This window comes from Streptomyces sp. Edi2, from assembly GCF_040253635.1.
Lineage (GTDB): Bacteria > Actinomycetota > Actinomycetes > Streptomycetales > Streptomycetaceae > Streptomyces.
Genome location: NZ_JBEJGX010000003.1, coordinates 6,538,937 through 6,552,138 on the forward strand (window position 1 = coordinate 6,538,937; position 13,202 = coordinate 6,552,138).

At 67.7% G+C, this 13,202-nt stretch carries 15 protein-coding genes; 4 read left to right on the forward strand and 11 right to left on the reverse strand.

What is annotated here, in order from left to right:
- Positions 1-9: 9 nt before the first annotated feature.
- The 4 genes from tsf to ABR737_RS32210 all read left to right on the forward strand — a co-directional run bounded on the left by tsf (position 10) and on the right by ABR737_RS32210 (position 3,681).
- Positions 10-846, forward strand: coding sequence for a translation elongation factor Ts (tsf, locus tag ABR737_RS32195; protein WP_350254311.1), 837 nt, complete (start codon positions 10-12; stop codon positions 844-846).
- Positions 847-1,008: 162 nt separating this feature from the next.
- Positions 1,009-1,779, forward strand: a complete 771-nt coding sequence (gene pyrH / locus ABR737_RS32200) for a UMP kinase (protein WP_088800294.1) — start codon at positions 1,009-1,011, stop codon at positions 1,777-1,779.
- Between the two features lie 175 nt (positions 1,780-1,954).
- The gene (frr, locus tag ABR737_RS32205) at positions 1,955-2,512 is read left to right on the forward strand and encodes a ribosome recycling factor (protein ID WP_030087489.1); all 558 of its coding nucleotides are present in this window, start codon (positions 1,955-1,957) and stop codon (positions 2,510-2,512) included.
- Positions 2,512-3,681 (forward strand): phosphatidate cytidylyltransferase, encoded by a 1,170-nt coding sequence (locus ABR737_RS32210; RefSeq protein ID WP_350254313.1) that lies wholly within the window; start codon positions 2,512-2,514, stop codon positions 3,679-3,681. The genes frr and ABR737_RS32210 overlap by 1 nt, the downstream gene beginning before the upstream one ends.
- Positions 3,682-3,958: 277 nt before the next feature.
- Here the strand turns inward: ABR737_RS32210 and ABR737_RS32215 are convergent, their stop codons facing one another.
- From ABR737_RS32215 to ABR737_RS32265, 11 genes are all read right to left on the reverse strand, one after another.
- Positions 3,959-5,989 (reverse strand): multicopper oxidase family protein, encoded by a 2,031-nt coding sequence (locus tag ABR737_RS32215; RefSeq protein WP_350254314.1) that lies wholly within the window; start codon positions 5,987-5,989, stop codon positions 3,959-3,961.
- 542 nt (positions 5,990-6,531) lie between these two features.
- Positions 6,532-7,176: a DUF732 domain-containing protein gene (locus tag ABR737_RS32220; RefSeq protein WP_350254316.1), complete on the reverse strand. Its 645-nt coding sequence runs from the start codon at positions 7,174-7,176 to the stop codon at positions 6,532-6,534.
- Positions 7,177-7,284: 108 nt separating this feature from the next.
- The gene (locus ABR737_RS32225) at positions 7,285-8,511 is read right to left on the reverse strand and encodes a tyrosine-type recombinase/integrase (RefSeq protein WP_350254318.1); all 1,227 of its coding nucleotides are present in this window, start codon (positions 8,509-8,511) and stop codon (positions 7,285-7,287) included.
- Positions 8,511-8,705 carry a helix-turn-helix domain-containing protein gene (locus ABR737_RS32230; protein WP_350254319.1) on the reverse strand — a complete coding sequence of 65 codons (195 nt, stop codon included), beginning with the start codon at positions 8,703-8,705 and terminating at the stop codon, positions 8,511-8,513. Before ABR737_RS32230 ends, ABR737_RS32225 begins: the two co-directional genes overlap by 1 nt.
- Positions 8,702-10,018: a replication initiator gene (locus tag ABR737_RS32235; RefSeq protein ID WP_350257006.1), complete on the reverse strand. Its 1,317-nt coding sequence runs from the start codon at positions 10,016-10,018 to the stop codon at positions 8,702-8,704. The genes ABR737_RS32230 and ABR737_RS32235 overlap by 4 nt, the downstream gene beginning before the upstream one ends.
- A 153-nt stretch (positions 10,019-10,171) precedes the next feature.
- On the reverse strand, positions 10,172-10,300 hold the full coding sequence (locus ABR737_RS32240; RefSeq protein WP_350254321.1) for a hypothetical protein: 129 nt from the start codon (positions 10,298-10,300) through the stop codon (positions 10,172-10,174).
- 176 nt (positions 10,301-10,476) lie between these two features.
- On the reverse strand, positions 10,477-10,671 hold the full coding sequence (locus tag ABR737_RS32245; protein ID WP_350254323.1) for a hypothetical protein: 195 nt from the start codon (positions 10,669-10,671) through the stop codon (positions 10,477-10,479).
- Between the two features lie 16 nt (positions 10,672-10,687).
- Complete coding sequence (locus ABR737_RS32250) at positions 10,688-10,879, reverse strand: mobile element transfer protein (RefSeq protein WP_350254325.1); 192 nt, start codon at positions 10,877-10,879, stop codon at positions 10,688-10,690.
- On the reverse strand, positions 10,879-11,064 hold the full coding sequence (locus tag ABR737_RS32255) for a hypothetical protein (RefSeq protein WP_350254327.1): 186 nt from the start codon (positions 11,062-11,064) through the stop codon (positions 10,879-10,881). The genes ABR737_RS32250 and ABR737_RS32255 overlap by 1 nt, the downstream gene beginning before the upstream one ends.
- Positions 11,065-11,079: 15 nt before the next feature.
- Positions 11,080-11,745: a DUF2637 domain-containing protein gene (locus ABR737_RS32260; RefSeq protein ID WP_502964416.1), complete on the reverse strand. Its 666-nt coding sequence runs from the start codon at positions 11,743-11,745 to the stop codon at positions 11,080-11,082.
- Positions 11,746-11,827: 82 nt separating this feature from the next.
- Positions 11,828-13,201 carry an FtsK/SpoIIIE domain-containing protein gene (locus ABR737_RS32265; RefSeq protein ID WP_350254330.1) on the reverse strand — a complete coding sequence of 458 codons (1,374 nt, stop codon included), beginning with the start codon at positions 13,199-13,201 and terminating at the stop codon, positions 11,828-11,830.
- Between the last annotated feature and the right edge of the window lies 1 nt (position 13,202).

Below are 13,202 nucleotides of genomic sequence, written 5' to 3' on the forward strand. Positions count from 1 at the left end.
TCACAGACCATGGCGAACTACACCGCCGCTGACGTCAAGAAGCTCCGCGAGCTCACCGGCGCCGGCATGATGGACTGCAAGAAGGCCCTGGACGAGGCCGAGGGCAACGTCGACAAGGCCGTCGAGGCGCTGCGTATCAAGGGCCAGAAGGGCGTCGCCAAGCGCGAGGGCCGCTCCGCCGAGAACGGCGCCGTGGTCTCCCTGGTCGGCGACGACAACGCCTCCGGTGTCATCGTCGAGCTGAAGTGCGAGACGGACTTCGTCGCCAAGGGCGAGAAGTTCCAGGCCGTCGCCAACGAGATCGCCGCGCACATCGCGAAGACCTCCCCGGCCGACATCGAGGCCCTGCTCGCCTCCGAGATCGAGGCCGGCAAGACCGTCCAGGCGTTCGTCGACGAGGCCAACGCCACGCTGGGCGAGAAGATCGTCCTGGACCGCTTCGCGCAGTTCTCCGACGGCTACGTGTCGGTCTACATGCACCGCACCATGCCCGACCTGCCGCCGCAGATCGGTGTCCTTGTCGAGCTCGACAAGGAGAACGCCGAGGTCGCCAAGGGCATTGCGCAGCACATCGCCGCGTTCGCCCCGAAGTACCTCGCCAAGGACGACGTCCCGGCCGAGGTCGTCGAGGCCGAGCGCCGCGTCGCCGAGGAGACCACCCGCGCGGAGGGCAAGCCCGAGGCTGCCCTGCCGAAGATCGTCGAGGGTCGCGTCAACGGCTTCTTCAAGGACGCGACGCTGCTCGGCCAGCCGTACGCGCTCGACAACAAGAAGTCCGTCGAGAAGGTCCTGCAGGAGGCCGGTGTCACCCTGAAGCGCTTCGCGCGCATCAAGGTCGGCATCTGAGCCTGTCGCGAAGGCAGCGAATGACCTGCGGCCCCGCTAGGGTCGTAGGCAGTCGGCCGCTCAACGGCCGGCCGCAGATGTGACGAGGAGGCCATTGCCGCACAGGGATCTGAACCAGACCCACGGCAATGGCCTTCTTCGTATGTGCACGAGGAGAGCTCAATGATTCACGGTGCCGACGGCGCGCACGCAGACCATGCCGGCCACGGCGGCAGGCGACGCTTCCTGCTGAAGCTGTCGGGCGAAGCATTCGCCGGCGGCGGGGGACTGGGCGTCGACCCCGACGTCGTGCACGCCATGGCCCGCGAGATCGCCGCCGTGGTGCGCGACGGCTACGAGATCGCCATCGTGATCGGCGGCGGCAACTTCTTCCGCGGCGCCGAACTCCAGCAGCGCGGCATGGACCGGGCCCGCTCCGACTACATGGGCATGCTGGGCACGGTCATGAACTGTCTGGCCCTCCAGGACTTCCTGGAGAAGGAGGGCATCGACTCGCGCGTCCAGACGGCGATCACCATGGGTCAGGTCGCGGAGCCGTACATTCCGCTGCGTGCGGTGCGCCATCTGGAGAAGGGCCGGGTCGTCATCTTCGGCGCCGGCATGGGCATGCCGTACTTCTCCACCGACACCACCGCCGCCCAGCGCGCCCTGGAGATCGACGCCGAGGCCATGCTGATGGGCAAGAACGGGGTGGACGGCGTCTACGACTCCGACCCCAAGAAGAACCCCGACGCGGTGAAGTTCGACGCCCTCGAATACGGCGAGGTCATCACCCGGGACCTCAAGGTCGCCGATGCCACCGCCATCACGCTCTGCCGGGACAACAAGCTCCCGATCCTCGTCTTCGAGCTGCTCGCCGAGGGTAACATCGCGCGCGCGGTGAAGGGTGAGAAGATCGGCACGCTCGTCAGCGATCAGGGCACCCGGGCCTGACGGCCCCAACTGCCGTGGTTCCGTACGGGCATCGGCCGGTACGGGCGGCAGCTCCCGGCCCGGGCAAGACCCCGGTACGGGGATGGACAACGGCCTGCCGGTCGGACACCGTGCAGGAGAAGACGCGCGGCAGGGGCGAGGCTCTGCTTCTTACCGAAAAGACCAGGAGCAAGTGGTGATCGAAGAGATCCTCCTCGAGGCCGAGGAGAAGATGGAGAAGGCCGTCGTGGTCGCCAAGGAGGACTTCGCCGCGATTCGCACCGGGCGTGCGCACCCGGCGATGTTCAACAAGATCGTGGCGGACTACTACGGTGCGATGACGCCGATCAACCAGCTGGCGTCGTTCTCGGTTCCCGAACCGCGGATGGCCGTGGTGACCCCGTTCGACAAGAGCGCGCTGCGCAACATCGAGCAGGCCATCCGCGACTCCGACCTCGGCGTCAACCCGAGCAACGACGGCAACATCATCCGGGTGACGTTCCCCGAGCTGACCGAGGAGCGCCGCAAGGAGTTCATCAAGGTCGCGAAGAACAAGGGCGAGGACGCGAAGATCTCGATCCGCAGCGTCCGCCGCAAGGCCAAGGAAACGCTCGACAAGCTCGTCAAGGACAAGGAAACCGGCGAGGACGAGGTGCGCCGCGCCGAGAAGGAGCTCGACGACACCACCGCGAAGTACGTCGCGCAGGTGGACGAGCTGCTCAAGCACAAGGAATCCGAGCTCCTCGAGGTCTGATGAACGAGTCTTCCTGGGGGGCCGCCCCGCCCGGCGCCGGACACCGGGCATCGCCCGACCACGGACCGGCCTCCTCGCTCCGCGGGGTGGCGCCCCCCGCCCCGGCCGGTCCCGGGCACGGCTGGGGCGACCCGGACCGGACCCGGCCCCTGCCCTTCGTGCCCGGGCCAGGCGGACACCAGGACGACGACCGGGAACGTCGGGACCTCCGGGACAGCCGGGATCACCTGGACGACCGGGGGGCTGCTCGACCGAGCGGCCCCCTGTTCCGCGACGAAAAGCCGCAGGAGCCCATGCCCACCCCTCTTTCCGGGTCCGACAGCTCGCCGGACTCAGAGAAGCCGAAGAAGAAGAGCGCGGGCCGCAATCTGCGCGCCGCGATAGGGGTCGGTATCGGCCTCGGCGCGATCATCGTTGCGTCGCTCTTCGTCTACAAGCCTGTCTTCATCGGCGTGATAGCGATCGCCGTTGTGGTGGGCCTGTGGGAGCTGACCTCGCGGCTGGCGGAGCGCAAGGACATCAAGGTGCCGCTGGTGCCGCTCGCGGTCGGTGGCACCGCCATGGTGGTCGCCGGATACGTCCGTGGTGCCGAGGGCGCCTGGGTGGCGATGGCGCTCACCGCGCTGGCCGTCCTCGTCTGGCGGATGACCGAGGCACCCGAGAACTATCTGCGGGATGTCACCTCCGGTGTCTTCGCGGCGTTCTACGTGCCCTTCCTCGCGACGTTCGTGGCGCTGATGCTCGCGGCCGAGCCCGACGGGCCGGAACGGGTGCTGACTTTCCTGATGCTGACGGTCGTCAGCGACACCGGCGCGTACGCGGTCGGCTGGCGGTTCGGCCGGCACAAGCTCGCGCCGCGGATCAGCCCCGGAAAGACCCGCGAAGGACTCGTCGGCGCGGTGCTCTTCGCGATGGTGGCGGGCGCACTGTGCATGGAATTCCTGATCGTGCACGGAGCCTGGTGGCAGGGCCTGCTGCTCGGCCTCGCCGTCGCGGCCAGCGCCACCCTCGGCGACCTCGGCGAATCCATGATCAAGCGCGATCTCGGCATCAAGGACATGGGCACCCTGCTCCCCGGCCACGGCGGCATCATGGACCGCCTCGACTCCCTGCTGCCGACGGCCCCGGTCGTCTGGCTGCTGTTCGTGATCTTCGTGGGATCCGGCTGAACCCAGGGACCACAGAGGGAAGCGGGCTGTCCGGTTTCGGCGTCTCCCGGCTTCCTTGCGCATGAAGGTCTCCCGATACCTGTGAGGGGCCCGCCGCACCGAGCGGCGGGCCTCTTTCGCGTGTGCGGGCGGCGGGGAGGGACAGCGGTAGGGAGAGGGCATGCGGGGAGGCCGGCCTTGTCATGGGAATCCGAGGAGTACTCGCAACCCGCGGTAGCGGGTGCAACCTCGACCAGAATCGTGAGCGCGGGCCGGCCGATTCGGGTCGATCGCTCCGTCAGTGGCCACGGCCGCCGACGTGGTCGGTGCCGCTGTGGTCGTCGTGGGCGACGATGGTCCACGGGCGCATCAGGTCGTCGTCTTCGTGTTCGAGGATGTGGCAGTGGTGGACGTACGTCGCCGGGAGCTTTGTGCCGCTGTTCGGGATCGACGCGATCGTCTCCGTCGGCGGGCTGAATTCCTGAACGATGATTCTGGTCACCGTCTCCGGATAGGACTTGAAGGTGTCCTTGTCGCACCGCGCTTCGTCCGGGTCCGGCGGACTCGGTGGGCCGGTGAGATAGTTCGCCAACACCGGCCGGTCCTCCGGTTTGCGGCCACCGTCGAGCCACTTTTCGTAATCCGCCTGGTAGGCGGCTGCGTCGATCGGCTGCCTGTTCAGCACCTGGAAGTTGACGAGATGGACATGCATCGGGTGGGCGTCGTGGTTGGGATTGATGTACTCCCAGATTTCCGCCGAGCCCGCCTTGATGAAGTCCTGGGACGGCTCCATGAAGGGCAGCGCGTTGAACGTCATGGTGCCGAAGAGCTTGTGCTGGTACGTGACCCATTCCCGCCGGCGGATACCCGGTTTCGGCTCGATGGGTGCGACCGCCGGCAGCTGGAGTTTCTTGGGCGGAGTCGTCTTGTCCGCGCCTCCGGACAATCGCTTGGTGACCCGGAACTGCATGATTTCCGAGATCACCGGCCCCATGCCGGGCATGCCGGGGTAGTGGACCGGCGCATGGTAGTTCGACAAGGTGATGTTCGTTCCCATGGGCATCTGGCTGAAGTCGACGATCAGGTCGTACCGCTCGGCCGGCGAGATCAGGAAGTTCAGCATCTGCAAGGGAGCACGGAAGCCGCCGTCGGTGCCGATCAGCCAGAACGGCAGTGTGGGCTGCGGCAGTACGTCCCTGGGAACGTCGAACCTCAGCCGCCAGAAACGCTCGTTCGACGCGTTGAGAATGCGCAGCCGGTAGCGTCGCGGCTCGACCGCCAGGAAGGGGTACGCCTTCCCGTTGACGACCGGGGTGTCCTCGCCCTCCCGCTGGGCCATGGTGTAGGCGAGTGAGCCGTCCCGGTGGAAGGTCCGGTCCTGCAGGATGAGGGGGACCTCGAATTCGCCTCGTGGCAGCCCGAGCCGTTCGTCGACGGGGTCACGAATGAGGTAGAGACCGGCGAGGCCCGCATAGACATTGACGCTGGTCATTCCCATGCCGTGATCGTGATACCAGAGCATGCACGAACGGTCGTGATTGGTGTAGGCGCAGATCGCTTCGTTGGGTTTGACTCGGCTCGGGTCCAGGGTGGTGTAGGACTCGGCATGGAAGCCGTCCGGGCTGAACGAATGCAACGGCATTCCGTCGGACTGTGGTGCCGTGAAACCGCCGTGTTGGTGTACGACGTTCCACACGTTGATATTCGGGGGAAAGGGTGGCTCGCTCTTGTAGGGAGGCGGAGGGCTCGGGGCGAGCTGGGGGTCCCCGTTCCGAATACCGTCGATCACGGACTGGAACAGGTGAGTGGTCGGCAGGTGGTTGCGGTATTTGACGACCGTCGGGTGGTCCCTGGTCACGCTGAGAGTCGGCCCCAGATAGCCCATGCCGATCGGCTTGCGAGGGTCGTTCGGGTTCGCGGCCCAGTAACCCCATACGATTGCCGGCCCGAGATCCCGGTGGAAGCGCCACGATCCCTTCCGCATCGTGATCTCGTAGTAGTCGGCGCCCGGATAGACAGAAGGATCCGAAATCGCTGTCATCGGCCTGGGCAGCGGATCGACGTACCTCTCCAGCGGAGGGGTCTGCGGCACCGCGCTGTCCGCAGACCCTGTCCCGTGAGCGGGCGACGCATCGTCCTGAGCTCCCAGAACACCCCGTGAGAGCATCATGCCCGCACCACCCAAGGCACCGGCCGTAGCGCCGGCCATGAGGAATTTCCTTCGCCCGAACATCGTCGCCAGCCTTCCATCGCCGCACGTAACGTCCCAGGGGTACAGGGCTGTTTCGAAACGTTGCCGCAGCACGCCGGTCCGGTCCGGGAAAGCCACTCATTGAGCCGATCTCGGTAGTAATTCAGCAGCCAATACAGAGGCTGATGCAGTAGTCATCGGAATGAGGAGGAGAATTGCATCGTCACTGCCGGTCCGAATGCATGTAAAACGGTCTTATCTGAATGGTCGAACGCGTTCAACTCGTTCGCGGTCGCTTCCGTTGGACGGCGAGTCCGCTCGGTCCGTGAGTCAGCGCCGTGGTGTGTCATCTGCAAGCGCCCTGAATGGGCGGCCAATTCACTGCACATTTTTCTGGCGCGTAGCAATTGGTTGAGCGGCGGGCCGTGGGCCGCATTTTGGCGCTTTTGGGTGTGCCATGTGAATGACAAAAGGAAATCGTGGGTGATCGTCCGCTCACCGCTCCGGCCTGGGTCTCCCTGGGCGATCTGCCGCACTGGACGCACAATGCCTGCACCCGGAGAACTCTGTCTCTGCGGTTGACGAGAAGCCCCCTACCAGCGGTTTTGCTGCCGGTAGGGGGCTTCTTGTCGGGCCGTGGGCCGTGGCTGGGCCGTGAGCGGTTCCAGCAAGGCCATTAGCTACTTCAGCGCTGAGGCCACGGCGGACTCGTGCGAGGGGCAGTAGACGGGAGGCGCTTCGGTAACGAGGGCCAGGCCCTTCACTCCGGGGTACGCAGCCTGGATGGTCTTGAGTACTTCCCGGGGGCTGTCGCCCGCGTCCAGCTCGGTGCAAACGAGCTGCCCCTGAACGCCGAGGTCGTCAGCCTCCACCTGCCTGAGAACGGGAGCGCGAACCTTGACGGCGCCGGCGTATTGCTCGTCCTTGTCGGAAGGCGAGGGCACATCGTCTGAGGCATCCGACGAGGGAGCCGGAGACTTCGAGACCTCAGGGTGCTTGGAAGCCGCGGGCAGCCCGCAGGCGGCACGGGTGGCAGCCACGGAGAACATGACGGGTCCGTCGCCGTGCGCATCCTGCTTGCAGATGATCCACGTATCGAAGGTGGAGTCACTTCGATCGGCTTTGGTTTTCGCGTCCTCATACGCCGGCAAGGTCATCGACGGGCTCAGGTCGTCCTCTGCTTCGCTCTTGGTCTTGCCGACGTAATCACCAATGGTTGGACGAGTCGAGGGGGCTTCCTTGGCCTCCTTCTCGGGTGTGGCATCGCCGCACCCTGCCAGAGCGACGAGCAAAACCGCGCAGGCGGCCGCGTTGCGTCCTCGCATTCGCCATCATCCCCCTGTTTCTGAAACTCTCAGTCGGCGAACCGTAGCGGTCCGCAGCTGCCCGTGTCCCCAGATTCCAATCAGCTGCAGAACCACAGGCCCGGGGCGTCACTCCGACTGGAGAAGCTGATCCACTGCCCGTCGTGCGCGCTCACGGCTGGTGGGCATCAGGTGCGCGTAGACGCGAAGCGTCATGGCGGGGTCCGAGTGGCCGAGGTACTCGCTGACCGCCTTCACGCTCTCGCCCGCGTCCAAGAGCACCGAGGCATAGAAGTGCCGTAGGGCGTGCATGCCGTGTTCCCGCGCGGAGGCATAGGGCTTACCTGCCTGCGGTCTCGGGATGAGGCCAGCAGTTGCGAGAGCGGGCTTCCACTCCTGGACGTTGAAGTTGCTGCGCCAGACGATCCCGCGGGCCGAGTTCGTGAAGAGCAGTCGTCGGGTGACACGACGGCCGTCCGGCCTCTGCCACGGCAATTCGACGTCCACGGGCGGGTGATTCTCGATGTGATGCTTCAGCGCGACCGCGACACACGAGGGCAGCGGCACGTCCCGCTCCTTGTTGCCCTTTGGCGGAGCGAAGACCGCCACACCACGGATCAGCTTGACTTGAGTGACCACGCGAAGGGTGTCGCTGTCGAAGCGGACGGCGTCCTCGGCCAGGCCGATGATCTCTCCTTGTCGCAGTCCGCAGCCGCTTCCGACATCCACCATCGCGCGGTAACGCTCCGGCAGTGCTGCACGGACAGCTCGGACCTGGACGGGTAACCAAGGGGCGACCCGGCCCGCGGAGACCGCTGGCGGACGTACGGAGCCAGCACTGCAAGGGTTCCGAGCCAGGTACCCGTCGTCCACGGCAGCCGAGAGCACGGCCCGCACATTCGCGTAGATGGTGCGGGCGTACGTGCCCGCAATGGGGGCCTTCTCCAAGGCATGGACGAACTCCCGGATGTGGACAGGCCGGAACGCCCCGAGCGGTCGGGAGCCGATGTTGGGGAAGGCGTGGAGACGTAGCCGGGTCTCGACAGCGATGCGGGTAGTCGGGTCTGTCGTCTGTCCGGTGAGCCAGCGCTCCGCATACTGCTGGAAGGTGACCCGCGCGGCCTTCGGGTCGACGTACTGGCCGCGGAGCATGTCGGCCTCTGTCTGCGCGAGCCATTCCTCGGCGCGGCGCTTCTGGCGGTCGGGGAACGATCTACTCTTCTCCGTGCCGTCCGGGCCGACGTAACGGGCGCGGTAGCGCATACCGGTGCCGTGGCGGTCTGTCTTCTGCCGGTCCGGTTTGCCGTCCGGCCCGGTCACCGTCTTGTACCAGCGATCTTGGATGTGGCCGGCCATCAGGCTGCTTCCCCCATCTGTCCGGCGATCCAGCTACGCACGTCTTCGGGATCGAAGCGCAGGTGTCGGCCGACGCGGAAGCCGCGCGGGCCGGTGTGCTTGCGGCGCCACTGATAGACGGTCTCGACCGGTACGCCGAGGAGTTCGGCCAGATCCACCGGCGTGAGGTAGCGCGTGGGCAGAGAGCGTGTCATCGGCGTGGCTCCTCGGGTGTGCTGGTGGCGGCTAGGGACGAGGACAGCCATTGCTCGGTGGGGCTGAGGCCGGTGCCGGCGTAGGTCCACCGGGCGAGGACGAGCGTGGTCTCGCCGTCCTCCTGGTCGTGCGGCTCGGATGGGGTGTCTCCGTGTGCGATGGCGGCTTGCAGGCGGCGCCATTGGGCGCGGGCTTCGCGGAGGGCGCCCAGGGTGGTGGAGTAGCGGCGGGTTTTGGTGGAGAAGTGGCCGCGGAAGCCGAGCATGTGCGCCCAGGCCCGCAGCCGGAGGTCTTCGAGGTCCTTGCGGGCGCCGAGCGCCCAGGCGGTGCGGATGAGGCGTTCGGCGTGCGGGGAGATATCGAGGCTTGCGAGTTCGGCGGCGAACTTCAGGGGTCGGTCGAGGGTGCCGGTCGCTGTCTCGGCGCCCTTGGTGGCGTACTTGGCGATGTAGGCGGCAACGGCGCGGTCGGTCAGCGTGGTGCCGCCGTCGAGGTCGGTGCCTTTGATGGTGCGGACGTCGAGTTGGCGGCCGAAGGCGAAGGAGTGCGCGCGGCCGTCGAGGACCGGGCCGACCACGGTGGCGTGGGCGGCAGCTGCCTTGATGGCGTCCGTCAGCATCTCGGCGCCTGCCCAGGGCGGGGGAGGGGTGTCGCCGCCCGCGGGGCCGTCGAGGCGGATGACAGCGTGGAAGTGGACGGCGCCGCGCTTTTGATACTCGGCGACCTTGGCGAAAGAGACGCGGGCGTGTTGCGCGAATTCCCGCTGGGTCAGTCCGGCCCGGCGGGCGATCTCGCGGCGCAGGTAGATCGTGAAACGACGCCAGAGCATGCCCGCGTGCGCGTTCCAGAGCACGGCAGCCTCGTAGTCGTAGCGGTCGGGGGAGAGCGGGGTACCGAGTGCGGCGTCCTCCTGGTCGTGGTGTCGGCCGCAGCGGCACGGGCGGGTACGGCCACCGGGCGCGGAGGGGCGGTTGTGGACCGGTCCGAAGCTCGGGGCGGTGAAGGTGGCGAAGACACGTGGGTGGGAGGTGACCCGATCCGGGATGCCTTTGCCGCCGCGGAGTCCTGCGGTGATCAGGTGGTAGGTGTCGCGCCGGTAGGTCTCGGCGCAGGTGGGACAGCGGGTGGTGCGACGGTTGCCGCAGCGCACCAGGAGGTCACCGGCAGGCAGGTCGTTCGAGTCCAGGTGGTGAAGGGCGGGGCCGATTTCGCCGGTGGCGGTGTCGATGCGGTGTTCGGTGCGGTGGCCGGCCAGACGGATGGGGCGGGTGCAGCCGCCGAGCGTGGCCAGCTGCCGCACGAGGCCGGGCAGGGTGCCGGACGCGGCGAGTTTCCCCAGGTCTGTGAGCGGGGGAGGGGTGCTGCGGGTGATGATGGACTTCTCCTTTTCGGCTTCTGGTCGAAGAGGGTCGGGCTACCGGGGCGGTGGATGCTTGGCGGTATCGAGGCCGCCCCGGTAGCCGCTTCAGTGATGACGCTGGTTGTTGAGCAGGGAGCGCAGGACCACAGCGGCGATGGCCGTGGAGACGGCCGAGACGGCGACGGCGGTCAGCAGCACGGTGAGGATCACGCCGCCCACCAGGACGATCGCCACGGCGCCTGCACCGACCGAGGGCAGCGGACGGCGAGGAGCCCTCGCAGGCCCGGCGGCGGGATGGCAGGAACAGACCGGCGTTTGGACGTGAGTAGCGAGACTTGAACCCGCGATGTGAGCGGATGGCGCTGGAGCCGTGGGCAGTTGAGGTCGGAAGAGCATGAGGTCGTCTCCCTTCAGCGGTGGGTGCCGTTGACGATCTCGACACCGCTGCGGGTGCCGGAGTCGATGGCGGGGGCCAGGAAGGTGCCGGCGAGGTAGAAGCCGAAGAGCGCGATCACGACGACGATCCAGATGCGGACGCCGAGGAACTTCACGGCTCCCCAGGCGATGAGGCCGAGGACGACGACCAGAGGCAGGCTTACGGTCATGGGGCAGGGCTCCTCTTCAGCGCACCGGGCAGCGGTGCGTACGGGCGGCGAGTTCTGCGGCGGCACGGGAGTCGTAATCGACGGCGAAGCCGCAACGTGGGGCCGTACAGGCAGCGGTGTGCTTCTCGCGGCCCCGACCGTCGTGGTAGGTGCCGACCTGGACCGGGCCGAAGCGGATCACGCGGCGAAAACGCGGCTGGGCAGCCATCAGCGGGTCTCCTTCTCGGCGGTGAATTCGGCGGCGTGGCCGATCAGCCAGGCGCGGATCTCGTCGCCCTCCAGGCGGTCGGCGGTGACGATCACCGGCTCGGCGACGAGCACGGCCTCGGTGAAGCGGTTTTGGCGGGTGAGTTCAGCTGCGCGCTTCAGGGCGCGGAGCGTGGATCGACGCAAGGTGGCTCCAGTTGGTTAGGTGAGGTGAGTGGCGATGGCCTCGGCGAGCGGGGCCGGAACGCCGAGTCGGGCGCGGAGTGTTGCGGTGTCGATGGGTGCTCCCGTGCGGGTGTGGTGCTCGGTGGCGATCTTTCGGGCGTGGGTGATGAGGGCGGCGGGAACGTGGTCGGCCGGGGGAGAGGGAGGCGCGGGCTCGGCGACGAGTTCGGGCGTTCTCGCGCGGACGGGCGGTTCGACTTCGTGCTGCTCTTCCGGTGCCGGTGCCGGTGCCGGTGTGTCGCTGACGTCCGAGTCGGCGATCACGTCCGCGCGATCGGTGGCGGGGCCGTGGGCGAGCAGGGTGCCGCCGAGAAAGGCAGCTGCCGGCCAGCCGGCCACCAGTACGCGGAGCCAGGGCGGAACGTGGCTGAGGTCGAGGAGTCCAGCGGTCGCGATGTTGGCGCCGAGGCTGGCCGCAAGGGCCACCAGGAACCACGACCACCCGGCCGCCTTGGACTCTCCGGACCGCAACCGTTTCCAGGCGGCGACCATCAGCAGGTCGACGCTCACCGGGTAGGCCCACGCCTTCCAGCCGTCCTGGCCCGCGGCTACCGCCAGGTCGTGCAGATGCGCGAAAGACAGCGCGGCGGCGATGACCGCTTGGACCAGTACGGCGTCAACGCGGACGGGCGGTTTGCGCACTGCTCGCCTCCTTCCGGTTTCGGACATGGCAGGGGTAGGGACTTGGCGTGAGGCGATCACGCCGGCCGGGGTGAGAAGTGGGTCAGCCGTTGGCGGGACGAGGCTTGGCCAGGGTGACGGGGAGCGTCACGGGCGGGGCCGGAACGTGGGGCCGGAAGGGCTCCAGCGCCGGTACATCAGGTACGAGTTCGGCCGTCTCGCGGCAGGTCGCCGCGGCATCGGCGAGGGAGAGGTACGGGGTACGGATGCGGATCCAGCCGCCGGCCGTGTCGCCGGCCACGGCGAGGCCCGGCACTTCAGCAGCGATGGTCGAGGCGACACCTACCGCCTCGGGTGCGATGTCGCCGAGCGCCATCTTTGCCGAGGCTTCGTCGTTGACGCGGTGGCAGACGCGCCCGGTGAGCTGGGCCCGGAGCATGGTGGCGCCCTTGCCCAGCTCGGCACCGAAGCGTTGCCCGCAGATTTCCAGGTAGATCCCGGCGGCCCGACCGAGCTGAGCCAGCCGGATCAGCTGGGTCACCATCTCGTCGCGCCGCTCCTCGTCCTTTCTGGTGGCCACAAGGAACAGCTCGGCCACCTCGTCCACGAACACCACGATCGGGTGGGGGCGTTCACCCTCCGGCAGCCCCCAGACATCCGAAGTGATCACTCCATCCGGCGCGCTCGGCTCGATGCCCTGACGGGCCTTGATCAGGTCGTACCGGTCCTCCATTTCCTTCACCAGCACGGGCAGCAGGTTCGCCGCTTCGTCCGGATCCGTTGCCAGCGCGGACAGCCGAGGAGCGAACGGCGCCAGCTCCACACCGCGCTTGCAGTCGATCCCGACGAGCGCCACGGGCTGTGCGGCCAGCCCCGTCAGCAGGTTCCGCAGGAACATCGACTTGCCCGACAGGGCCGCCCCCAGCACCAGTTGGTGAGGGACTGCCCGATAGTCGCGGACAAACGCGGTTGCGTCCTCCCGAAGCGCCACCGGGACCGTCAGCAAGTCACTCCCGGTGCGGCGAGGCATCTTCACCTTGCTCAGCACGTCGAAGCCGACCAGCCGCAGTTCAACCACACCCGGTTCGAGGCTCACGACATGCACGGCGTGAACACCCCAGGCGTGCCGCAGCCTCTCGGCCGAAGCCGCCACGTCCGCCGGCTCTTGTCCGGGAGCGAGCCGAATGCGGACGCGCAGCCCCGTAGAGGTAGGGCGTGGAATGCCCCGCCTCGGCGGCACCGGCCGAACCTCCCGACGCGTGGTCGCCCGCACAGCCAGGGCCCGCAGCCGGGACGGCTCGACGGTCAGCCCGCAGGCGTCCATGGTCGAGCCGTACGAGGCCATCAGCCGGACAACCGACAGCGGAAGCCCCACCGTTGACCAGTAGGCCGCCGGGTGTGCCTTCCGGGCGTAGGCCGCTCCACCTATGGCGGCGATCGGCCCGCCCAGCTCCACCAGCGTCGTGACGTCAGGCACG